Source organism: Gordonia rhizosphera NBRC 16068, assembly GCF_000298195.1.
GTDB lineage: Bacteria > Actinomycetota > Actinomycetes > Mycobacteriales > Mycobacteriaceae > Gordonia > Gordonia rhizosphera.
On sequence record NZ_BAHC01000130.1, the window covers coordinates 1 to 23,275 of the forward strand.

A 23,275-nucleotide genomic window follows, 5' to 3' on the forward strand; every position below is an offset into this window, starting at 1 on the left:
GCCCATCCCGGCCGCCGTTCTCGACTCCGTGCAGAAGGTGGACGGCGTCGCCGAAGCGGTCTCGATGGATGTGCTGTCGGCCCGGGCGGACGGCTCAGGCGTGACCGGGTACTCGCCGATCGGCGGGCCCATCGCCGACGTCGCCGTCCTCAACATGGCCGACGGGGTTTCCGATGTGCTTCCCGACGACGGCATGTTCGTCAGCGAGCGGACCAGCTCGTCGAAGGGCTGGAATCGGGGTGATGTGGTGACCTTCACCGGCGCGACCGGCGCCACCGTGGAGGTCACGGTGGCCGGCGTGTACAGCGACAACGAAGCACTCGAGCCGTTCATGGTCGGCGAGTCGGTCTACAACGAGCTCGTACCGGCATCGGCGCAGTCGAGCTTCGCGGTCTTTGTGACCGCCAAGCCGGGCACCGATCCCGAGGCGCTCCGCACGGGTCTGGAACAGGCCACCGACAGCTACCTCACTGTGCAGGTCCAAGACCGCGCGCAGTTCAAGAGCGCGGCATCCAGCCAGATCGACCAGATGCTGGCCACCCTGTACGCGATGCTCGGCCTGGCCCTGCTGATCGCGGTCCTCGGAATCGTCAACACCCTGGCCCTGTCGGTGGTGGAACGTCAGCGGGAGATCGGCATGCTGCGGGCGGTCGGCATGCTGCGCTCGCAGGTGCGCCGCAGCATCTACCTGGAGTCGGTGCTCATCGCGATCTTCGGCGCTCTGCTCGGGGTCATCCTGGGCACCGTCATCGGGTGGGCGTTGGTGCGGACACTGGCGAAATGGGGGCTCGGGACGCCCGTGCTGCCGTGGAGCCTGATCGGTGTCACGCTGGTCGCCTCCGCTGTGGTCGGGGTACTCGCCGCGCTGTGGCCCGCCGTACGCGCTGCCCGGACCCGACCGCTGGAGGCGATCGCGGAGGCGTGAGGGCGCGACCGGGATGACACAATCGGTCACATGACCCGACCCCCTGACGACCGTTGGGACCCGAACCGCGAGCATCCCGACACGCGCCGCTTCGAGCCCGGCGACGAGACCGCTGCGTACGGGCCGGGTGATCAGACGGGCACCTACGGCACACCGCAGGCCTACACCGAGGGTTATCAGAACCCGCCGCCATACGGGCCGACCGGCGCGGCGGGTCCGGGATACGGTGCGCCCCCGCCCCCGCCCCCGCAGACCCCACGTTCGAAGAACAGTGGCCGGACCATCGGACTCGCGGCCGCCGCCCTGGCCGCACTGGTGGTGCTCGTCGTCGTCGGCGTCCTGGTCGCCCGCGGCGCCGGGAACGACGGCTCCTCGGCAGGCAGCGCATCGTCGTCGGCACCCAGCACCCGGGGGTCGTCCACCACCCCGACGACGACGACCACCACCACCACAGAGGAGACCACCCGGACGACATCGACGGTGGCGCCCGGGGCCGTGGTCTACCAGCTGACCGGCGGTGGGGACGTGATCGCGCTGCGGTTCCGCGACGGCGACGGGCACACCATCGTCGCGGCGACCGGCGCACCGTGGTCGCGGGCGACCACCGTCACCGGCGGGGTCGCCGACCTGACCGCGATCGTCGTACGCGGACCGGTGACCTGCAACATCCTGCAGGGCGAACAGCTGTTGTCGTCGGCGACGAGCAATGGCGGGCCGCTGTCCTGTTCGGCGAATCTCCCGAACGGGTGAGTGGCGCGGGCAGTCACCGTTTGTGCAAGACCAGCACGAGGTTGGTGCCCGCCACTTCCCGAAGGGCCGGCACACGCATCACCCACCACATCCAGTGGGGGAGGTAGCGGGGAAACGCCGCCACCAGGTGGGCGGAGCTCCGCGTCGACGCGGCCCAACTCAATCCCTGCGCCGCGGTGACCGCGAAGAGCGAGGTACCGTACAGATTCTTCGGCGGATGACCGTGCCGACGGGTGTAACGGCGCGCCGCGCGGTGCCCACCCAGATAGTGGGTGAGGCCCATCTCGTGTCCGCCGAACGGCCCCCACCACAGCGTGTAGCTGATGATCACCGTCCCGCCCGGCCGCGTCACCCGTAACATCTCGGCGGCCATGTCCCAGGGGGCCGAGGTGTGTTCGACGACGTTCGAAGACACGGTCACGTCCATCGACGCGTCGGCGAAGGGGAGATGTTGCCCGGAGCCGCGCACGGTCGCCCGGTGTTCGAGACCGCCCGCGTGCATCTCCGCGGGGTCCGGCTCGACCGAGATGTAGTGGGCCCCCCGACGGTCGAAGGCGTCGGCGAAATAGCCGGGGCCACCGCCGACATCGAGCACCACGGCACCGGTCAGCGGGGCCGGATGCCAGTCGGCGACCATCTCGGCCGTGTCGGCGGCGATCGCACCGTAGAAGCGTGCCGGGTCGGTCTGTTCGAACCGGAAGTCGTTGAGCAGGCGCACCGCGCGTGACAGCGTCGCATACTGCGCGAACCGGGGTCTGCGCGTCCGTGCGGTCACGGGCTTCCGTCCGGCACGTCCGCCGTGTCGGCGGCGAGCAGACGCAGCCCCGCCATGAAGGTTCGCAGCGCGAAGAGGAACTCCGCGCGCAGATCCTCCGGCAGCGCGGGCAGGACGGTCGTCACCGACGGGAACTCGTCGGGATCGAGGCGACCGTAGAACTCGGAGACGGTGTACCGGCTGGGCGAGGCGACCTGCGGGGACTGCAGTGCGTACCCCACGATCAGTCGGGCGAGCGCGTGATCGGCGGCCGCGGCCTCGGTCGGCGACAACCCGGCGGCCAGCAGCAGCTGCAGCGACACCTCGTACCGCACGACACCCATCGGGCCGAAGTGCACCTGGTCGGCGAACAAGGCGGCCGAATGCGGACGACGACGCAGCACGTCGAAGGAGATGGTCGCCGACCGCTCGACGATCTCGGCCCAGTCCTCGCCGAGGTCGGCGTTGGCGATCTCATCGACGATCTCGGTCATCACCTGCTCCGCGAGCCGCGCGCACAACTCGTCCTTGCCGCCGGGGAACTGCCGGTACAGCGTGGAGGTCGACGACCCGAGACGTCGCGCGAGGGCGCGCATTCCGAGGCCCTCGATTCCGCCCTCGGAAAGCAGTGCGAACGCCTCGGTGAGGATCTCGTCGACCGGCAGAGGGGGTCGTCCGCGGCCGGCGGGAATCGGATCGGCGGTATCCGCACCGGGGGCCGGGGGCCACCACGAGGGGGAGACGGGGCGCGGGTGATCGGGCGGTTCGGTCATCGGGAGGTCGGTGTTCCTAGCACGTCGGTGGAGGTGAAAACGTGTTTTCGGCGAAGTCATGCTATATCTCAACAACTGTTGTAGACGTCACCAGCGTTTTCGGCTACAGTGTAGCCGCAACGGGGGTCGCTCGAAGGACGAGGGTTTCCAGAGGTCGGACCTGGCGTGGAGGGGACGCCACGTAAGGCTTCTGGAACCTTTTTCCGCCCCTCTCGCATACGCTGATCTGCGATGACCGAGCCCAATCATGTCCTGCTGCTCTGCTGGCGCGATACCGCGCATCCGCAGGGCGGCGGCAGCGAGCGCTACCTGGAGCGGGTGGGGGCCGAGCTGGTCGACCGCGGGATGCGGGTGACCCTGCTGACGGCGGCCCACGACGCCGCCGCCCCGCAGGAGACCCGCGACGGGATCCGCATCCTACGGGCCGGGGGCCGTCTGACCGTCTATCCGAGGGCGCTGGCGACGATCGTCGCCGCCCGGTTCGGTCGGGGGCGGCTGGGTTCGTCGGCCCCCGACGTCGTGATCGACACGCAGAACGGCATCCCCTTCTTCGCCACGCTGGTGTCGGCGGCGCCCACGGTCGTGCTGGTCCACCACTGCCACCGCGAACAGTGGCCCGTCGCGGGGCGGGGTCTCGCCCGGTTGGGATGGTTCCTCGAATCGCAGGTGTCCCCGCGGGTGCATCGGCGCAATCGCTATGTGACCGTCTCGGGACCGTCGGCGTCGGAACTGGTGGGGCTCGGGGTCGACGATGAACGGATCACGGTGATCCGCAACGGGATCGATCCGCTACCCCGGGTCGGCGTCGGCCGGGGGCCGGCGGACGACCCGACGACCCGACTGTGCGTGCTGTCGCGTCTGGTCCCGCACAAGCAGGTAGAGCATGCGCTCGCGGTGATCGCCGAACTACGGCACACCCATCCGCACGTTCGGCTCGACGTCATCGGCGGCGGATGGTGGTCTGATGAGCTACGCACGTGTGCAAGCGAACTGGGTGTCGATGATCGGGTCGACTTCCACGGCCACGTGGACGAGAACCGCAAACACGAACTCCTTGCACGCGCCCACGTGCATCTGATGCCGTCCCGCAAGGAGGGCTGGGGGCTCGCGGTGGTGGAGGCCGCCCAACACCGGGTACCCACGATCGGCTACCGGAGCTCGGTCGGCCTGGAGGAATCCATCGAGCACGAACAGACCGGTCTGCTCGTCGACGGCATCGACGAATTGGTCAGTGCCACCCGCAAACTCGTCGACAACCCGGACGAGGCCACCCGCCTGGGCGGTAACGCGCACCTCAAGGCCGGCGACTATTCGTGGTCGGCCACCGCCGACGGTTTCATGGGCGTGTTCGACGACGTGCTCCGAACAGCGAAACGACCAGTGTCACAACGAGGGTCGCCGACCAGACCACGTGGGCGGTGATGACCGCGGCGCGGGCGGTCGACGACGCGCGGGCATCGGTGATCGCGCCGGGGATTCGGTAGAGTGCCAAGTCTTCTCCTGCGAACATCGGCCGCACCGCCCCGGCGAGCGCGGGCGGCGGTGAGGCGTTCTCCACGACCACCCAGCCCACGCCGAGTCCCGCCAGGTCGCGGGGTGACCCACCGTCGGTGAGTACCCGGTCCACGGCGGCGCCCGGTCCGGTGGCCGGGTCGACGACGACCCCGTCCACGGTCAGCTTCCCGGAATCGGTGACCGGCGCACGTACCATGCGGGGCAACGGATTCAGCGACACCGGATCGGTGAACGGATACCGACGCACGGTGCCGACCGGCCACACCGCCACCGATCCGTGGTCGGCGGTGACGAGACGGGCCACCGTCGACCAATCCGCCGGGTAGGTCACGGCTTCGACCTTTCCGCCCACTCCCCACGCCAGATCCGGCAGCGGGGCGAGCACAAGCAGCGCTCCGGCCGCGAGCGCGAACCCCACCGGCACCCATCGTCGGGCGGCGCCGACCGCGGCCGCAGCGGCGAGCGCGAAGAACGGCACCAGCAGCGCCAGGAATTTCTGGGTGTCGCGGAACAGGCCGACTCCGGGCACCGTGCCCGACAGCTGCGACAGCGCCCCGGCGATCGGGCCGATCGCAGAGACCGCGACCAGGATCGCCGACACCGCGGCCAACCCCGCCAGTGCCGCGACGACCCGGTCGAGAGTGGTGCGCTCGCGCCACAACGCGTACGTGCCGACCACGATCACCAGCAGTAGCGCCGCCGTCGCCACCGCAGCCCACCAGATCGTACGGCTCGCGGGCACCGCGTCGGCGTTCCAGATGCCGCCCAGGCCCAGAACCGTACCGATCGTACCCAGGCCCGGTTCGGCGCGGATGCCGAACACCGCGAAACCGTCGGGGCCCGTCGTCGCGGGGGCCGAACCGACCACGGTCGCGGTCAGCCACGGCAGGGCGCCGAGAACCCAGACGCCGCCGGCGATCAGCGCGTTGCGCGCAGGCTCCGTCACCGCCGGTCGGGCGGCCAGGACGACGAGCAGCACGATCCCGGCGAGCACCGAACCCGTCGGGGTGAAGCCTGCCGCGCAGACGGCCGCGACCAGCGGCGCCCAGCGTCGTCGTGGGTGGGGGGAGCCGACCACGTCGAGGGCGGCGACGACGATCCACCCGAGCGTCGCATAGGACACCAACAGGCTCCAGTGGCCCTGCAGAAGCCGCTCGGCCACATAGGGATTCCAGATCGAGACGGTCGACGCCGCCAGCGCGCCGGCACGCCCGGCCGAGGGCACCAACCGCGCCGCGAGCCGCCCATAGCCGACCCCGGCCAGGGTCAGCGCCGCAGCCGTGATCACCGCGACGAGCACACCGCCGTCGACGACGCGGCCGAGTTCGGCGATCACCCAGTCCTGCGGCACCGCGCGGGGTGCCGTACCGCCGAGCCCCACTGTCGTGTCGGTGACGAACGATCGGGGCGTCGAGACCGCATCCCGGTAGAGCAGATACCCGCCGCGCAGTATCGGGGCGAGGATCAGCGCGCTCAGGGCGGCCGAGACGGCGTAGAGCAGCGGCAGCAGACGTGAACGGGTCATGCCGCTATGTCCACCTCAGTAGTGGTAGGTGTCCGACGGCGCCGGGACGTGCACCGCGTCGTCCTCGTACTGCGTGGACTCGATGCCGTACGCCCGTGCCAGATCGAGGATCTTGGTGGCGCGCGCGATCCTCGGCAGGTCGGACCCGTTGCGGATCTCGCCGCCGTCGCGTTCGAACTCGGCGAAGAACTCCTTGGCCCAACTGATCTCGTCCTGCGACGGTGACAAACCCTCGTTCACCGGGTGACACTGATCCGGGGTCAGGCAGATCTTGCCCGTCATCCCGAACTCCGCGCTCACCGCGGTGGCCTCCGACAGTTTCAACGCGCTCGAGCCGACGGTCGGACCGTCGATGGCGCTCGGCAGGTGAGCGGCCTTCGCGGCGATGGTGAATCGGGAACGCGCGTAGGCCAGGGTGGTCGGGCTGTCGCCGAATCCGGTGTCGCGGCGGAAGTCGCCGATACCGAAGGCGAGACGAAATGTCCCCTTCGCCGAAGCGATCTCGCCGATCCGCTCCAGACCCCGGGCGGTTTCCACGAGCGCGACGATGGGCACGTCGGGCAGTCGTTTGGCCGTCTCGGTGACGTGATCGACCGACTCGACCATCGCGAGCATCACCCCACCCACCGACGTTTCGGCGAGGGCAGCGAGATCGTCGGCCCACCACGGGGTCCCGAAACCGTTGACCCGGACCCAGTCGGAATGTCCCTGGTTCATCCAGTTCACCACGTTCTCCCGCGCGGCGAGCTTGTCCTTGGGCGCCACCGCATCCTCGATGTCGAGGATGACGATGTCGGCACGCGACCGTACGGCCGCCTCGAAGCGGTTGGCCTGGGCACCGTTCACCAGCAGCCAGCTGCGTGCCAGCACCGGATCGATGCGGAATCCGACGGGGCCGTCATCGGCGATCGTGTTCTGGTCGTACACGTCACCATCGTTGCCTATTGGTGTCATCGCGTGCAAAAGCAACCCTCCCACGCCGCGGGCCCGTCGACGTGCACACTTGATCGCATGGCTGAGCAGACCGGGGGTGCGGCGCTCGCCGGTGCGCTCGGATGGGTGGCCGCGGGGACGATGGTTGCCAATGCCTTCGCCTACCTGATCCACCTCGCGGCGAGTCGGTGGTGGAGCAGCACCGCCGAATACGGAGAACTCGCGGTCGGCCTGTCCGCGATCCTGGTGCTCGGGGTGGCCGCGCTCGCGCTGCAGGCGGTCGTGGCGCGCGCCGTGGTGCACCGCGCCGATCCGGCGCGGATTCGTCGGGTCACGGTGCAGACCGTCGTCATCGTCGGGGGCCTGGTGGTCGTGGCGGCGCCGATGCTCGCCGCGGTCGCGTCGTTGGGTGTCACGACGGCGCTGGCCTCGTTGGCGTCGGCGCCGATGTTGACGCTGATCTACGCCGGTCTGGGTGTGCTGCAGGGGCGTGGCGCGTTTCGGCTGCTCGCGTGGATGCTGGCGGCGGTCGGCGTGCTGCGTAACGTCCCGATGCTGATCGCGATCGCCGCGGGTGCCTCGCCGGCCGGAGTGCTGGCGGCCGGCGCGGCGGGCGGGGTCGTGGCGGCCGTATTGGTGACCTGGGTGGTGCGGTCGTCGTCGGCGTCGTCGTCTGTGGCGGCATCCGCGGTGGCGGCCTCGGACGCCGCCGACGACGCGGGACTCACCCTGCTCGACGTCGCCCGCGCGTCGGGCGTGCAACTGGTGCTCGTCGTCGCGACCTCGATCGACCTGCTGCTCGCGCGGTCGGTCCTGACCCCCGACGACGCCGGCATCTACGCGCTGGGCGCCATCGCCACCAAGGTGGCGTTCTGGTTGCCGCAGGCGGTCGGGGTGGTGTTCTATCCGAGGCTGGCCGATCCCGCGACCTCACGTCGATCCCTGGTCCACGCGATCGCGGTGGTGTCCGCGATCGGGGTGGTGCTCACTGTCGGGGCGGGTGTGGCCGGACCGCTGGTGCCGATCATGGTGCGCGCGGACTACGCACCGTTGGTGCCGATCCTCTGGGTGTTCGCCTACACCGGATCGATGCTCGCGGTGCTGCAGGTCGCGTTGCTGTCGGCGATCGCGCGCCGGGCCACCGCGGTGTCGTGGGTGACCTGGGTGGTGGTCGCGGTGGAGTCCGCGGTCATCCTCACCGTTGTCGACACCATCCTCGCGCTGGCGGTCACCGCCGCCGTCGCGGCCACCCTCGCCGCGGTCACGACGACGCTGGTGGGTCTGCGTCGGAGGGAGACGTCGCCCGCCGGCGCGGACGCCACGCGGGATTGATGACGAGCAGGCCGCCCGCGATCGCGCCCACGCCCGCGATCGCGGCGACGATGGGGACCACCCGACCCCACACCGTGACCGGGGTGGCCAGTGCGGTCGCGCGTTCGGACTGCCGGCGTTGGGTCTTGTCGTCGAACGCGAAGGTGGCCTGCAGATTGGTCAGCCGGTGGTCGGGCAGGGTGAGGTCGGTGAACCGGTAGGTCTGCTCGACGGTGATCTGCTCGTCGAGGATCGTGCCGGTGACGGTGTCCACGGCCAGTTCGACGCGCCCCGTGTGGTGCAGGGTCGCGGTGACCTCGCGCGCCGGATCGACGCCGGGCACACCGAACCAGGCCGCCGGGCGCGTGATCATCGTCGGGGGTGTGCCGTCGGCGCTGCCCGAGCCGATCTGGTGCAGATCGGTGTCCGGGATGTCGGCGACGAACCGGGCGGCGTCGCGGCCGTGAACCGTCGTCTCGCCGGAGTAGCGCAGATCCACCGCGTGCCGCGTCGTGATGTCGAAGTAGACATGGTCGGATTCGGTCACGCCGAACGGCAGCAGGTAGGTATAGCCGTGACGGTCCGGTACCCGCACCGGCGCGGTATTGCTGTCGTACTGGATCTCCGAACTGCCCGGCTGGTCGCCGGCCCCGCTGATGAGGTCGGGTTCGGCGGAGGCCCGGTTGAGCGTGATGCGGTCGCGGACCGCCGTGATGGTCGGGTCGGTGCAGGGTGTCGCGCCGTCGGCGGTCGCTGCGTCGCTGCCCGGCCGCGGCGTGTCGGGGTCGACCTCGCGCCCGTCGATCGTCAGGTTTTCGGCCCGGATCGACGTCCCAGCCTGCAGCGTCACCCGGTCGGCATCCGCCGGGCGGACGGCGACATACCGCTGCTGGCGCGTCAGCTCGGCGTCGACGACCCGCGCCGTCGGCGTGCCCAACGAACACGGATCCAGGATGCGGGCGGTGCCCTTGGCGGGGGCGACGGTGGTGACGTCGGTGCTCAGCGGAATGGTTCGCAGCGTGTCGACGTACAGGGTCGGCAGCGCGAGTGCCGCTGCGAGCAGGAACCCGCCGAGGAAGACCAGCAGCGGTCCGATGAGGTCGCCGGTCGAGAAGCGACTCGGCCCGGGTGACGGCATAGGGGGAGGGTACTGGTCAGAGTCGTCGGGCGTTCGTGCCGGTCGACGCGCGGCGCGACGGTACGCTGTCACCCACGATGAGCGCCACCCGCCTCCCCGACGTCGCGCACGAGGTCCGACGATTCTTTCCCCAGCTCGAGGGGATGCGTGCGCTCGCCGCGATCGGGGTTCTCACCACGCACGTGGCCTTCCAGACCCGGGCGGTGGAGCTGCCCGTCGTCGGGCCGGTCCTCGGCCGACTCGACCTCGCGGTGGCGCTCTTCTTCGGACTCTCCGGCTTCCTGCTGTGGCGTCCATGGGTCGCGGCCGCACATGCCCGCACGCCGACCCCGTCGGTGCGGCGCTACCTCAGCCACCGCATCATCCGTATCTGGCCGGCGTACGTCGTGGTGGTCGCGATCGTCCTGACGTTGCTGCCCGACGCCAAGGGGGCCGATCTGACCGTGTGGCTGGCGAACCTCACACTGACTCAGGTCTTCGTCCCGCTCTCGTTGACCGCCGGGCTCACCCAGATGTGGAGCCTGTCGGTCGAGGTCGCGTTTTACGCGCTGCTCCCGCTGCTCGGTTACGGGCTGCTGCGGCTGCGCGTCCGCGCCGACGACCCGCACCGCGTGAATCTGCGTATCCCGGCACTGCTCGCGGTCGGTGCGCTGAGCCTCGGGTGGGCGTGGATCGCGGTCGCGCTGCCGGTGGCCGACGGCGTGGAACCCAAGAACTGGGTCTTCGGGCACCTGCCCTGGTTCCTCGCCGGACTCGTGCTCGCGGAGCTGATCGGCGCGATCGAGTTCGACGATCACCGCCCGCCGCGCTGGATGCGGCTGCTCGCCGGCGTGAGCGCACGCCGGGTGCCGATGTTCGCGCTGCTCGTCGTCGCCTACGGGCTGGCGTGCACACCACTGGCCGGGCCGACCGGGCTCGGGGATCTGTCCGCGTGGCAGTTCGTCGTCAAGATGGTCCTCGGCGCGCTGTGCGGATACGCGCTGCTGGCGCCGCTCGTGTGCTCGTCGGGTCCGTTTCGGCTGCTCACCTCGCGGGTGATGTTGGCGCTGGGACGATGGTCCTACGGGATCTTCATCTGGCACCTCGCGGTGCTCGCGGTGGTCTTCGGGCTCTTCGGCATCGCGCCGTTCAGCGGCCGCTTCCCGCTCGTGTGGACGATCACCGTCGGACTGACGATCGGGGTGTCCGCGGCGAGCTATGCGTTCGTCGAGGAACCCGCCCGACGATGGCTGCGCAACCGGGAGCGCAGCGCGGCACCGAGGGGTGTGTCCGCGACGGTCAGCCAGACCGTCGACGCCACCGCGATCAGCGCCGGCAACTGAACCCACCACGCGAAACCGTGGTAGCCGGTCGACGCATGCCACGGCCCGCTCGCCAGACCGACGGTGGCGAGCACCATCGCCAGGAACACCCCGACGACACCCACCTGGGGACGCAGCCACCACACCACCGGCGCCAGCACGGCGGAGGCCACCAGGCCCCACCATCCGGTCAGCAGCCAGGACGCGCCCAGCCACCCGACCGCGGCGGCCCCCGTCACCCACGCCGGAGTCACCCAGGCCGGAGTCACCCCGTCGACGAGACTGCCGGTGTCGGGTGCGGCGGCCCTCGGCGTCCGTCGTGGCCACCACGCCAGCACGAGCAGGACCGCCACCAGACCCAGCCCGATCCCCAACGACCAGCGGTAGAGCGAATCGAATCGATAGGTGAGCGACACGGTGCCGCCGACGCCGGACGGCACCACCCAGCCCTGCTGCCAGCCGTTGACCACGATCGGCCGCAGCTCGGCGCCGTCGACACTCGCCCGCCACCCCGGGCTGGTGCTTTCCGGCACCACCAGGATGCGCTCGCGGGTCGTCGCGTCCAGGCTCACCGCCCGGTGGGTGTCAGACCAGTCGACGACGGGGGGAGTCACCGCCGACTCGGTCGCCGCCGGGGATCGGGCGCCGACGACCGACAGTGACACCTGCTCGACGGTGAACGCCGATCCGGGATTCGCCGACAGCTCCTGCTCCCCGGCGCCGAGCCGGACCGGTGCGGTCGAGCAGGGGTGGGCGAGCACCGGCTCGCCGTTGCGGAGCGCGGCCGCGGTGGTGCGCACCGACATCGCGACCGCCTGCCCGGTCACGGTGAGCCCGACCCCCGCGTCACAGCCGACCTCGACGACACGATCGTCGGCCGGCCCGGCCGGTGGGGCCGGGGAGATCTCGACCTCGCCGATTCCCACCGGGGCGGGCCGCGCGAAGCCGAGACTGTTCACGTCGATGAGGTCGGAGGTCTCGGTCACGGTGAGCGAGATGCGGTCGGTGACGGCCGGATCGAGCGTGATCACCCCGTCGCGGCCGACGGTGCGTTTCTGCTCGCCGGTACCGAGATCGACGACGACGCGCCGTGGCACGGCAGGGTAGCGCTCGGGTACGACGAGCCGCAGCCGCTCCACCCGTTGGGCGCGAGGGAGATGAATCACCAACTCCGGGTCGGACTTTCGTCGTTGGCTCGGAGTTGTCTCGGGTGCTGTCCAGATCGTCGCGGGGTCGCCGTCGACCGCGGCGGACGCGGTGCCGCGCGGATCCTCGACGGCCGCCGGGCCGTCCGCGGTCACCTGCCCGGGCGCCGCGAGCAGTTCCCGCAGACCGTCGCCGGGCTTGGGCCGCAACAGCATTGTCGGTTCGACCTGCGTCGGGTCCGGCACCGACAACGCCCGCGTGAGAATGCCGGGCGTCTCGGCGGCGAGGCCGAGTCCGGGGGCGCACCGGACCACGGAATCATCGGTGACACAGGCGGATCGGCCGTCGAGCTCCTGAGTCAGCAGCCACCCGGACACCGCCGTCCCGGCCGGCAGTGTCGGCAACGTGACGCGGTGACGGATCGTCAGCGGGGTGCGCGAGGACAGGTCGGTGAGCGATACCTCGCCGACGGCGAACTGGTTGCCCCCCAACCCGTCGGCGGTGGCGATCGCCCGGATCTGGATCCAGTGGGTCGGTCCGCTGGGGGCGGTCACCGTGATCGGCTTGCCCGGCTTCACGCCGTGGGCGACCGCGCTTCCGGCCTCGGTGGACACCAGGATGCCCGACACGTCCGAGCCGATCGCCTTGCGGGTGGTGACGGTGACCGCGAGATCCTCGCGCGGCCGGGTCAGGTCGATGCGCAGCCACTGGCCGACGGCGGAATCGAGGCCGCTGCTCACCCACGCCGTGTCGGGGTCGCCGTCGAAGGCTGCGGCGGGGGCGTCCGCGGGTGACGTCTGCCCCAACTGCGTTGCATCCGAAGCGGACCCGGATGCGGATACGCGCACCTCACCGGGCTCGTTGTCGAGCAGCCATTGGCCGCGGACCAGCGGCTGCGAGTCCACCGGATAGTCGGGTACCGCGTTCTGGGTGCGCCGCGGGTCGCCCTCGGCGCGGATCGCGGAGCTGTGGTCGTCGACGCGGCCGAAGTCGGTTTCGCGATCGGCCGGGGTGTCGGTGACGATGAGGCCGGGACCGGCGGCGAGTCCCGCGCTGCGGGCGTCGGCCTCGAGGACGGCCGGGCCCATCGGCGGCAGCCCGGCCCGGGCGCGCTGTTCCTGGATCGCGGCCAGCGCTTCGGGGCCGCCGGCGACCCGCGGTGCGGTGTCGGCGTCGACGAGAACCGGTCCGGTGCCGGGGAATCCATTCCCGGCGTCGACCGCGTAGATCTGGACGGCCGGCATCTTCGGGCGTAACCCGTTGTCGCGCACCACCCCAGGGACCGTCGCCGGCCCGACGTCGGGGCCGAAGACCGCGACCCGGGAGAGGCCGGGGGAGTCGTCGAGTGCCTGCTGCGCGACGAGCGGTCGCGCCGATCGCGACGTGTCGGGGTCGAGGTCGGCGCGCAGCACCACGAAGCCGATGCCCTGTTGGGCGAGCGTGGCGGCGAGGCCGGGTGAGCCGCGGCCGTCGGCGATGTCGCGTTGCACCGAGTCCAACGCCCGGATCGCGCCCGGAGGGGTGAGCGGGATGGCGTCGCGGACCGCCCACGGGTCGTCGGCGAGCGGCTGCAGGGGTTCGTCGCGGGTGAGGCCCCACAGCTGCGAGGCGAACGGTGCGCCGGGGACGACGATGCTGCGCACCGGCGCCGCCGTGCCGCTCGGATGACTGTGCGCCGACAGCCAGCGCGCCGTCGCCGACCAGTAGTCGGGGATCGCGCGGTAGCTTCCGGTGGGCGCGAGCTGACCGGTCCACAGCAGCGAACCGGCACCGATCGCGGCGACCACGACGACGATCGCCGCGGCCACCGGCCGCGACCGCTGCGGGTGGGCGAACGCCGACGCCGTCTCCTGCCTCGACGCGGTGGGCGGCAGCGGCACCCGGCCGAGGAGATGCGCGACACCGAGGACGAGTGGGATGCGGATGAACGGCTCGAACTTGTGGATGTTGCGCAACGCTGCACCGGCACCGTCGAGGAAGTCCCGGACCGGCTCGGCCACCGGTGACCCGAGTCCGCCCGCATAGCCCAGACACATCAGCAGCAGCCCGACGACGAGCACCGCGACCCACCGGCCCCGCGACGGCATATGCCGCATGCACAGCCCCGCAAGCCCCGCCGCGGCGAGGACCCCGGTGGCCAGGACGGCGGCCGGCTGGGTCACCAGCACCGCGCCCGCGACCCGCTCCGGGGAGACGAACGGGGTCCACGAACTCGTCCCGCGCAGCACCTCGGTCAGTGAGGTCCACTCCGTGGTGACCCGCGACGATTCGATGAAGTCCAGGAACGGGGGACTGACCCGCGACAGGATCAGCAGCGGCACCACCCACCAGGCGCACGCCATCGACAGCCCGAGTGCCCACCACGCGCCGAACCGCGACCAGCGGGCCATCGTCGTCGACCCGAGAAACGGTGCGTGCAGTGCCCACCACACGACCGCGACGCCGAGCGCGGCCAGGGTGGCGATCGCGTTGACCGCGCCCATCAGGGCGACCGCGGACGCCGACCGCAGGGCCGGGTGCCACAGATGCGACCACCCGTCGGGGCCGTCGTCGCGGTCGAAGACCCGCACCAGCGGTACGAGCACCCATGGCGCGAGCACCATCGGCAGCGTCTCCGACGAGATGGAACCGATGGTGGTCAGCACCCGGGGACTCAGCACGAAGATGACCCCGGCGAGCACGCGGGAACCCGGGGAGCCGATCCGCATCGCCTCCGCGAGGCGCACGACACCGACGAACCCGACGGTCAGCAGCAGCGCCCACCACGACCGCTGCACGACCCACGGTGGCACCTGCAAGAGGTCACCGAGCACGAAGAATGCGCCGTGCGGGAAGAAATAACCGTAGGCCTGGTTCTGGACCTGCCCCATCGGGGCGATCGGCGACCACAGATGTGCGGCGCGGGCCAGGAAACCGAGCGGGTCGGTCGTGAGATCGAGCTTGGTGTCCGCGGCGATCCGGCCGGGCGACTGCAGGAACGCGACGATCAGGGCGCACGACGCCGCGACGACCACACCACGACGCGACAGGTGACGCCCGTAGGTCAGTTCTCGGCTCCGCTGTCGCCCCGAGAACCGTAGTCGACCGAGCCCTGCACGAACCCGCTGTTCGGGTTGACACTGTTGACGTCGGTCGACGGAGAGGTCTCGGTGGACAGGAATCCGCCGAGGAACACGGCGCCCAGCCCCACCACGATGCCGGCCACGCCGGCCACGGCACCGGCGACGAGGCGGTTGTTGGTCATGGCGATGAAGCTACCATCCGAGCCCGATGGGGATGACCAGGCTCGGCCAACTCCGGGCGGGCGTGTGTCGCGATGACAGGGGATGCGGTCCTTGTCGGCATGGATCGGCGTAGCGCAACGGAGTAGCGTCGGGTCCACCCGGCAGACGAATCGAGGCGCCGTGCACGAGATGGCGATAACACAGAGCGTGATCGACGCCGTGTGTGAGCACTCGTCCGGCCGCCGTGTCCACGAGGTGACAGTTGAGGTCGGTGCGCTGTGTGCAGTGGAGCCCGACGCGATGAGTTTCTGCTTCTCGCTTGCCGCCGAGGGCACCGTGGCGGAGGGTGCGGTGTTGCACCTCGTCATCACGCCTGGGCGGGCGCGTTGCCGGCGATGTGGGGCGGAGGCGGTTCTCCACGACTTCATCCTGCTGTGCGGCTGCGGCAGCGCCGATCTCGATGTGATCTCGGGCCGGGAACTCCTCATCAAGTCGATGGAGGTGAGTGACGAGTGTGCGCAACCTGCGGATGCGGCGACGCTTCGGGACCGGTGATCAGTCGGCCACTTGACCATCACTCTCCCGGTTCCGACAACGAGCCAGTCCACGACCACAGCCACGTCCACGACGACAGCCACGTCCACGACGACAGCCACGTCCACGACCACAGCCACAACCACCAGGGGGTCACCGGTACGACCACCCGGACGATCAGTCTGGAACAGAAGGTGCTCGAACAGAACGACGTCATCGCGGCGCGGAACCGCGAGTGGCTCTCCACGCGTGGGATCGTCGCCCTCAACATGGCGAGTTCGCCTGGTGCAGGCAAGACCTCACTGATCGAACGGACCATCTCCGACCTCTCCGGGCAGGTGCGGGTTGGTGTCATCGAAGGAGATCAGGCCACCCTCATCGATGCGGAGCGCATCGCGGCCACGGGTTGTGATGTGGTCCAGGTCAACACGGGTGCCGGATGCCATCTCGACGCCCAGATGGTAAGCAATGCTATCGATTCCCTCGATCCGGCCCCGGGATCCCTACTGCTCGTTGAGAACGTGGGCAATCTCGTCTGCCCGGCCCTGTTCGACCTCGGTGAGCGGATGAAGATTGTGGTCATCTCGGTGACCGAGGGCACTGACAAGCCCATGAAGTACCCACACATGTTCGCGGCCGCGGGCCTGGTGCTGATCAACAAGGTCGATCTGCTGCCCTATGTCGACTTCGATGTCGACGCCTGCATGGAGCACATCCATTCGGTCAATCCCGGGGTTCGTGTCCTCACGCTTTCGGTGACCACTGGGGAAGGTGTAAACGACTGGTACACATGGATTTCGGATCAATGCGCGACATCCGTCGCCTGATCGCGTGTCTGCTGCCGGGCGTCGGGGTGTGATTGACAAGGCCAGCGCTTCGGCGTAAACCGAGTGACTAGCGTCACACAAGTGTGCCGACGGTCGACTCCGGTGACGCAAGGGGCCAGGTGCCGGGTCCCGGAGAGTGGCACTCCATGCCTGGTGAACTCGCACAGAAGGCAGAAGAAGCCCTGATCCACGTGCTGTGGATCAACGCCGGACTCAGTTGCGACGGCGACTCGGTCGCGTTGACCGCCGCGACCCAGCCCAGCGTCGAGGAGATCGCACTTGGTGCACTGCCCGGCCTGCCGAAGGTGGCGGTGCACTGGCCGTTGATCGATTTCGAATGCGGACCTGCGGGTGGCGCCGACGATTTCCTCGAATGGTTCTGGAAGGCCGACCGGGGCGAACTTGAGCCGTTTGTGCTCGTGGTCGAGGGGTCGATTCCCAACGAACAACTGCACGATGAGGGGTACTGGTGCGGTTTCGGCAACAAGCCGGGTTCGGATCAGCCGATGACCACCAGTGAGTGGCTCGACCGACTCTCGCCGAAGGCCACCGCGGTCGTCGCCGTCGGGACCTGTGCCACGTACGGTGGCATCCATGCGATGGCCGGCAATCCCACCGGCGCGATGGGTGTGCCCGACTACCTCGGTTGGGATTGGCGGAGCAAGGCCGACATCCCCATCGTGTGCGTGCCCGGATGTCCGATCCACCCGGACAACCTATCCGAGACGTTGACCTATCTGCTCTACATGGCGACCGGGCAGGCGCCGATGATCCCGCTCGACGACGCGCTGCGACCCAAGTGGCTGTTCGGGGCGACCGTGCACGAGGGCTGCGACCGGGCCGGCTACTACGAGCAAGGTGAGTTCGCAACCGAGTACGGCTCGCCGAAGTGCATCGTCAAACTCGGTTGCTGGGGCCCCGTCGTGAAGTGCAACGTGCCGAAGCGAGGGTGGATCAACGGTGTCGGTGGATGCCCGAACGTCGGCGGGATCTGCATCGGCTGCACGATGCCGGGCTTCCCGGACAAGTTCATGCCGTTCATGGACGAACCGCCGGGCGGGAAGTTCTCGTCGACGGCGTCGGGGCTGTACGGCACGGTGATCCGGACTCTGCGCGAGGTCACCGGCCGCACCGTCGACAAGGAGCCGCGGTGGCGGCACAAGGGCCCGCTGCTGGAGACCGGAGCGACCCGCACCTGGTAGGAGGACCTCTCGATGACATCGATCATCCCCGAGCCATCGCACACCAAGATCGAGCCGGACTCGCTTGTCGAAATGGCATGGGATCCGATCACCCGGATCGTGGGGAGCCTCGGCATCTACACCAAGATCGATTTCGCCAACCGTGAGGTCGTCGAGTGCCACAGCACCTCGTCGATCTTCCGCGGCTATTCGATCTTCATGCGCGGCAAGGACCCTCGTGACGCGCACTTCATCACGAGCCGGATCTGCGGTATCTGCGGCGACAACCACGCGACCTGCTCCTGCTACGCGCAGAACATGGCCTACGGCGTGCAGCCGCCGCATCTGGGCGAGTGGATAGTCAACCTCGGCGAGGCCGCCGAATACATGTTCGACCACAACATCTTCCAGGAGAACCTCGTCGGGGTGGACTTCTGCGAGAAGATGGTCGCCGAGACCAATCCGGGTGTCCTGGCCAAGGCCGAGAACACCGAGGCGCCGCACGCCGGCGACCACGGATACCGCACCATCGCCGACATCATGCGTGCCCTCAACCCGTTCACCGGCGAGTTCTACCGAGAAGCCCTGCAGGTCAGTCGGTACACGCGAGAGATGTTCTGCCTCATGGAGGGTCGTCACGTGCATCCGTCGACCCTCTATCCGGGCGGCGTCGGCACCGTGGCGACCATCCAGCTGATGACCGACTACATGACGCGCCTGATGCGATACGTGGAGTTCATGAAGAAGGTCGTGCCGATGCACGACGACCTGTTCGACTTCTTCTACGAGGCGCTCCCCGGCTACGACAAGGTGGGCCTGCGACGCACCCTGCTGGGATGCTGGGGGTCCTTCCAGGATCCGGAGGTCTGCAACTTCTCCTACCGGGACATGGAGGACTGGGGGCGGCGGATGTTCGTGACGCCGGGAGTCGTGGTCGACGGCAAGCTGGTGACCACGTCGCTGGTCGACATCAATCTCGGTATCCGAATCCTGCTGGGCAGCTCCTACTACGAGGACTGGACCGACCAGGAGATGTTCGTCAAGACCGACCCGCTGGGCAATCCGGTCGATCGGCGTCACCCGTGGAACCAGCACACCAACCCCAAGCCGGCCAAGCGCGACATGGACGACAAGTACAGCTGGGTCATGTCGCCGCGCTGGTTCGACGGCACCGACCATCTCGCGCTCGACACCGGAGGAGGGCCACTCGCACGGCTGTGGTCGACGGCCCTCGCCGGGCTCGTCGACGTGGGCTACGTGCAGGCCACCGGGCACAGCGTCAAGATCAACCTCCCGAAGACCGCGCTCAAGGGTCCGGCCGAACTCGAATGGAAGATCCCGGCGGCCGGCAGCAACACCATCGAACGCAACCGTGCCCGCACGTACTTCCAGGCCTATGCCGCGGCGTGTGCACTGCACTTCGCGGAGAAGGCCCTCGTCGAGATCCGGGCCGGCCGCACCAAGACATGGGAGCGGTTCGAGGTCCCCGACGAGGGCATCGGCTGCGGATTCACCGAGGCCGTCCGTGGTGTCCTGTCGCACCACATGGTCATCCGTGACGGCAAGATCGCCAACTACCATCCCTACCCGCCGACCCCGTGGAACGCCAACCCGCGCGACAGCTTCGGGACGCCGGGACCATATGAGGATGCGGTACAGGGGCAACCGATCTTCGAGGAGAACGATCGCGACAATTTCAAGGGTATCGACATCATGCGCACCGTCCGCAGTTTCGATCCCTGTCTGCCCTGCGGCGTGCACATGTACCTGGGGCAGGGTCAGACCCTGGAGAAGCTGCACTCGCCCACGCAGGCGCTCACCGGCGAATGACCGACCGGCACCGCGGGACACGAGTACCGGACACGATGGAGGAGCCGGGGGCGACGGAAGGGGTGGCGATGCCGGACCGATCGACCCACGACGTCGACGACGGGCGGTGGCGCGCTGCGGGAGACCGGATCGAAACGCTGCTCGACGCTTCCTCGGTCAACGGTGCGGCGGCCCGGGACCGGGCCGAGGCCCTGGTCCGCGAGGTCGCCGAGCTCTACGGCGCCGGACTGGAACGCATTGTCGCCCTTCTCGATCCGCAGGTCACCGAAGCACTTGTCGCCGACGAGCTGCTGGCGAGTCTGCTCCTCGTGCACGGGCTCCATCCCCACGACGTGCGCACCCGGGTCGAGTCCGCCATCGACCGGGTGCGGCCCTACCTCGGTTCGCACGGAGGGGATGTGGCGGTCGTCGGCGTCTCCGACGGCGTCGTCCGCCTCGAACTGTCCGGGAGTTGCCGCACCTGCCCCTCGTCGTCGGTGACGCTGGAACTCGCTGTGGAAGAGGCGGTCAGGGCGGCCGCGCCGGAGGTGTCCGCGATCGAGGTGGTCACCGCCGACCGTGCGCCGTCGGGTCTGATCGCGGCCGACAGCCTGTTCGACACCGTCCACTCCCGCAGCGGGACCCGGGGCAGCTGGGAACCGGTTCCGCAGGTGGCCGATCTGGAATCCGGTGACGTCGGCGGGTTCTCGGTCGGGGGCGTGCCGATCTTCGTGTGCCGGCTCGGTGACGACTGGTACGCCTACCACGACCGGTGCCCGAACTGCGGTCATTCCCTCGCCGGCGTCGTGGTGGAGGTGGACGGAGACGCGCCGGACGGAACGGCGATCCTCTCCTGCCCGACCTGTGCCACCCGCTACGACGCGGTCCACGCGGGTCGGGGCCTCGACGGCGACGCGCACCTCGACCCGCTGCCCCTGCTCACCCGCGACGGCTCACCGGTGATCGCGGTCCCTGCGGGAGCGGTGCGATGACCAGCGCGTTCGAGGTGATCCGCCGGATCACCAATGCGACACCGGCGCCTGCGGCCGACGAGCGGTGCGACATGTGCGACGAGCCGATCGGCGGCGACCACCCGCACGTGGTCAACATGGAGGGCAGAACACTGATGTGCGTCTGCCGCGGGTGCTACCTGTTGTTCACCGATCGTGATGCGACACTTCGCTATCGGGCCGTCCCGGATCGGTTCCTGTCCTTCCCAGACGACACGATCACCGCCGTGGACTGGGATGCCCTGGAGATCCCGGTGAACCTCGCCTTCGTATTCCGCAACTCCGCACTCGGCCGGATGGTCGCGTTCTATCCCGGGCCGGCCGGTGCCATCGAGTCGGATCTCTCCCTCACGGCGTGGCGCTCACTCGTCGAGCGCCGGCCGGTGCTGGACGATCTGGCAGACGACGTCGAGGCCCTCCTGATCCGGCTGCCGGACCGCACCGACCACGCGCGGACCGGAGGTCCGGCCACAGAGGTGCTGTTGCTGCCGATCGATGTCTGTTACGAATTCGTCGCGCAGGTGCGGCTGCGCTGGCGCGGATTCGACGGTGGTTCGGACGTGAAGGCCTATGTCGACGAGTTCTTCACGGCGATGACGGCGCGGGCACGCCCGGCGGGTGCGCGATGACCGACACCGCCGCACCGGGATTCGAGGTCATCGGCGTGCGCCCCGAACCGTATTGTGTGAGTCCGACTCTCGTCGCGCAGACCCGCATCACGATGCCCGACGACACCGGCGCCCGCGCGATCGCCCTGCGCGCCCAGGTACGCATCGAGCCGGCCCGTCGGGACTACGGCGATGCCGAGGCGGACGGGCTCGTCGACATCTTCGGCAGCCGCGACCGCTGGGCCGACACCCAACGCACCTTCCTGTGGATGCACGCGAGCACGATGGTGCCCGGCTTCCGGGGACACCGCGACGTGGACCTGCCGTTGCCGTGCACCTACGACTTCGAGGTGACCGCCTCGCGATACCTGCATGCACTCCGCGGCGGCACGGTGCCGGTGGTGTTCCTGTTCAGCGGAACGGTGTTCGCCGAAGGGCCGACGGGCTTCTCGGTCCAGCAGATCCCGTGGGATCGCGAGAGCCGATACGACCTACCGGTCGCGGTGTGGCGCGACCTGATGGCGACGTCGTTCCCCGGCGCCGGATGGCTGCGTCTGCGCGAGGACACCCTGGCCGCCCTCTCCGACTACAAGTCGGCGCACGGCCTGCTGGGATATGACGACGCGGTGAGTGCATTGCTGCACGGCGCGGAGGTGACCCGATGACGATCCACGATGTCGCGACCGTCGCCGATGCCGTGCTCTACGAGGGCTATCTGCTCTACCCGTACCGATCGACCGCGACGAAGAACCAGTCGCGCTGGCAGTTCGGCGTGCTGGGTCCACCCGGCGCCGTCGAGGCCGGGATCGGTGAGGACCCGTCGATCTCCGCGCAGATCCTGGTGCGTGGCACCGCCGCCACCGTCGCGCTGACCGTCCGGTTCCTGCACCTGCAGCACCGGGTGGTCCGTGACGCGCAATCCCGGCCGGTCGACGAACTCGTCGTCGACGCTCGGCGGTACGTCAGCTGGGACGAGGCCGTCGCCTGCGAGGTACCGGTCGGACCGTTCGCGCTGGGGGAACTGCTGCCCACCGAGGTGTCCCGGCCGGTCGACGTCGACTCCGCCGAGTCGGTCGAGGATTTCGGCGCCGGCAGCCTGCTGCGGACACGGGTGGCGCTGCACGGACAGCTCACGGTCTCCGCCGACGGGGACGGTGACATCGCCCGGCTCACGGTCACCGTGACCAACACCGGATCCGCGGCCACCGACGCCGACGACGCGATTTCGCGCTCGTTCATCGGTGCGCACGTGATCGCCGAGGTACGCGACGGCACCTTCGTGTCCCTCATCGACCCGCCCGACGAGTTTGCCGAGGCGGCCCGTCGATGTGAGCACCACCGGGCGTTCCCGGTCCTGGCGGGACCACCGGACGACGACCACACGGTGCTCATCTCGCCGATCATCCTCTACGACCATCCGGAGGTCGCCGACCAGAGTCAGGTGGAGTTGTTCGACTCGACGGAGATCGACGAGATCCTCACGCTGCGGGTGATGACCATGACCGACGAGGAGAAGGAACAGGCCCGCGCGACGGACGCGCGGGCCGCGGCGATCATCGATCGGTGCGAGGTGTTGTCGCCGGAGTCGATGGCGCGGCTGCACGGCGTCCTGCGCGACCCGCATCTGCCCGGATCGATCGCGACCCAGACCCCGGGTGCGCCGGCCCGGCTGGTGCCGGAGATCCCCGACGGAACGAACTGGTGGGACCCTGCCGCCGATCTCGCCGTCGAGCCGATGTCGGATGCGGTCGTGGTCGACGGGGTCGCGGTCCGCCGCGGAAGCCGGGTGCGGCTGCGTCCGTCCCGCCGGGCCGACGCCCACGATCTGTTCTTCGCCGGGATGACCGCCCGCGTGATGACGGTGCACGCCGACGTCGACGGTCAGACGCACGTCGGCGTCGTCATCGAGGACGATCCAGCCGCCGAGCTCCACGAATCCTATGGGCGCTACTACTATTTCGCGCCCGACGAGGTCGAGCCTCTCGACAGCCCGTGAGGCAGGGAAGGAATC

General features: G+C 69.5%; 19 protein-coding genes and 1 pseudogene. 13 read left to right on the plus strand and 7 right to left on the minus strand.

The window, feature by feature from the left end; all coding sequences use genetic code 11:
* Both GORHZ_RS16410 and GORHZ_RS16415 read left to right on the plus strand, forming a co-directional pair.
* On the plus strand, positions 1 to 925 hold a 925-nt coding region (locus GORHZ_RS16410; protein ID WP_006334801.1), incomplete at its 5' end, for an ABC transporter permease.
* Positions 926 to 955: 30 nt separating this feature from the next.
* Complete coding sequence (locus GORHZ_RS16415) at positions 956 to 1,675, plus strand: hypothetical protein (RefSeq protein ID WP_006334805.1); 720 nt, start codon at positions 956 to 958, stop codon at positions 1,673 to 1,675.
* A 13-nt stretch (positions 1,676 to 1,688) separates the two neighbouring features.
* Here GORHZ_RS16415 and GORHZ_RS16420 read toward each other — a convergent pair whose 3' ends face one another.
* Both GORHZ_RS16420 and GORHZ_RS16425 read right to left on the minus strand, forming a co-directional pair.
* Positions 1,689 to 2,450, minus strand: coding sequence for a class I SAM-dependent methyltransferase (locus tag GORHZ_RS16420; RefSeq protein WP_006334806.1), 762 nt, complete (start codon positions 2,448 to 2,450; stop codon positions 1,689 to 1,691).
* Positions 2,447 to 3,202 carry a TetR/AcrR family transcriptional regulator gene (locus GORHZ_RS16425; protein WP_006334808.1) on the minus strand — a complete coding sequence of 252 codons (756 nt, stop codon included), beginning with the start codon at positions 3,200 to 3,202 and terminating at the stop codon, positions 2,447 to 2,449. The genes GORHZ_RS16420 and GORHZ_RS16425 overlap by 4 nt, the downstream gene beginning before the upstream one ends.
* A gap of 231 nt (positions 3,203 to 3,433) precedes the next feature.
* Here GORHZ_RS16425 and GORHZ_RS16430 point away from each other — a divergent pair, with 231 nt between their 5' ends.
* Entirely contained in the window at positions 3,434 to 4,624 is a 1,191-nt protein-coding gene (locus GORHZ_RS16430) for a glycosyltransferase family 4 protein (RefSeq protein ID WP_006334810.1), read from the plus strand.
* Here GORHZ_RS16430 and GORHZ_RS16435 read toward each other — a convergent pair.
* Entirely contained in the window at positions 4,539 to 6,242 is a 1,704-nt protein-coding gene (locus GORHZ_RS16435; protein ID WP_006334811.1) for an MmpA family trehalose lipid delivery protein, read from the minus strand. The genes GORHZ_RS16430 and GORHZ_RS16435 overlap by 86 nt on opposite strands.
* 15 nt (positions 6,243 to 6,257) lie before the next feature.
* Positions 6,258 to 7,169: an HpcH/HpaI aldolase/citrate lyase family protein gene (locus GORHZ_RS16440; protein ID WP_006334812.1), complete on the minus strand. Its 912-nt coding sequence runs from the start codon at positions 7,167 to 7,169 to the stop codon at positions 6,258 to 6,260.
* A gap of 84 nt (positions 7,170 to 7,253) precedes the next feature.
* On the opposite strand from GORHZ_RS16440, the gene GORHZ_RS16445 reads away from it, so the two are divergent.
* The gene (locus tag GORHZ_RS16445; RefSeq protein WP_006334813.1) at positions 7,254 to 8,507 is read left to right on the plus strand and encodes a polysaccharide biosynthesis protein; all 1,254 of its coding nucleotides are present in this window, start codon (positions 7,254 to 7,256) and stop codon (positions 8,505 to 8,507) included.
* On the opposite strand, the gene pgfA is transcribed toward GORHZ_RS16445, so the two are convergent.
* Positions 8,437 to 9,624, minus strand: a complete 1,188-nt coding sequence (gene pgfA, locus GORHZ_RS16450; RefSeq protein WP_006334814.1) for a cell envelope lipid trafficking protein PgfA — start codon at positions 9,622 to 9,624, stop codon at positions 8,437 to 8,439. The two genes, GORHZ_RS16445 and pgfA, sit on opposite strands and share 71 nt — an antisense overlap.
* A gap of 77 nt (positions 9,625 to 9,701) precedes the next feature.
* On the opposite strand from pgfA, the pseudogene GORHZ_RS30135 reads away from it, so the two are divergent.
* Positions 9,702 to 10,937: pseudogene (locus GORHZ_RS30135) on the plus strand (acyltransferase family protein); the annotation flags it as partial.
* On the opposite strand, the gene GORHZ_RS32260 reads toward GORHZ_RS30135, so the two are convergent.
* Positions 10,820 to 15,085 (minus strand): DUF3367 domain-containing protein, encoded by a 4,266-nt coding sequence (locus tag GORHZ_RS32260; RefSeq protein WP_006334816.1) that lies wholly within the window; start codon positions 15,083 to 15,085, stop codon positions 10,820 to 10,822. The pseudogene GORHZ_RS30135 and the gene GORHZ_RS32260 overlap by 118 nt on opposite strands.
* 29 nt (positions 15,086 to 15,114) lie before the next feature.
* The gene (locus GORHZ_RS16460) at positions 15,115 to 15,315 is read right to left on the minus strand and encodes a DUF2613 domain-containing protein (protein ID WP_006334817.1); all 201 of its coding nucleotides are present in this window, start codon (positions 15,313 to 15,315) and stop codon (positions 15,115 to 15,117) included.
* 160 nt (positions 15,316 to 15,475) lie between these two features.
* On the opposite strand from GORHZ_RS16460, the gene GORHZ_RS16465 reads away from it, so the two are divergent.
* The 8 genes from GORHZ_RS16465 to GORHZ_RS16500 all read left to right on the plus strand — a co-directional run bounded on the left by GORHZ_RS16465 (position 15,476) and on the right by GORHZ_RS16500 (position 23,260).
* The gene (locus GORHZ_RS16465; RefSeq protein ID WP_006334818.1) at positions 15,476 to 15,850 is read left to right on the plus strand and encodes a hydrogenase maturation nickel metallochaperone HypA/HybF; all 375 of its coding nucleotides are present in this window, start codon (positions 15,476 to 15,478) and stop codon (positions 15,848 to 15,850) included.
* The gene (gene hypB / locus GORHZ_RS16470) at positions 15,808 to 16,656 is read left to right on the plus strand and encodes a hydrogenase nickel incorporation protein HypB (RefSeq protein ID WP_157205225.1); all 849 of its coding nucleotides are present in this window, start codon (positions 15,808 to 15,810) and stop codon (positions 16,654 to 16,656) included. The genes GORHZ_RS16465 and hypB overlap by 43 nt, the downstream gene beginning before the upstream one ends.
* Positions 16,657 to 16,802: 146 nt before the next feature.
* Complete coding sequence (locus GORHZ_RS16475) at positions 16,803 to 17,858, plus strand: NADH-quinone oxidoreductase subunit B family protein (RefSeq protein WP_040532311.1); 1,056 nt, start codon at positions 16,803 to 16,805, stop codon at positions 17,856 to 17,858.
* Positions 17,859 to 17,870: 12 nt separating this feature from the next.
* Positions 17,871 to 19,667, plus strand: a complete 1,797-nt coding sequence (locus GORHZ_RS16480; protein WP_006334825.1) for a nickel-dependent hydrogenase large subunit — start codon at positions 17,871 to 17,873, stop codon at positions 19,665 to 19,667.
* 68 nt (positions 19,668 to 19,735) lie between these two features.
* Positions 19,736 to 20,638, plus strand: a complete 903-nt coding sequence (locus GORHZ_RS16485; protein ID WP_174347223.1) for a NifU family protein — start codon at positions 19,736 to 19,738, stop codon at positions 20,636 to 20,638.
* Positions 20,635 to 21,285 (plus strand): DUF5947 family protein, encoded by a 651-nt coding sequence (locus tag GORHZ_RS16490; RefSeq protein ID WP_006334829.1) that lies wholly within the window; start codon positions 20,635 to 20,637, stop codon positions 21,283 to 21,285. Before GORHZ_RS16485 ends, GORHZ_RS16490 begins: the two co-directional genes overlap by 4 nt.
* On the plus strand, positions 21,282 to 21,929 hold the full coding sequence (locus tag GORHZ_RS16495) for a DUF6084 family protein (protein ID WP_006334831.1): 648 nt from the start codon (positions 21,282 to 21,284) through the stop codon (positions 21,927 to 21,929). The genes GORHZ_RS16490 and GORHZ_RS16495 overlap by 4 nt, the downstream gene beginning before the upstream one ends.
* A complete protein-coding gene (locus GORHZ_RS16500) occupies positions 21,926 to 23,260 on the plus strand; it encodes a hypothetical protein (RefSeq protein ID WP_006334835.1) in 1,335 nt (444 codons plus the stop codon). The genes GORHZ_RS16495 and GORHZ_RS16500 overlap by 4 nt, the downstream gene beginning before the upstream one ends.
* Positions 23,261 to 23,275 lie beyond the last annotated feature (15 nt).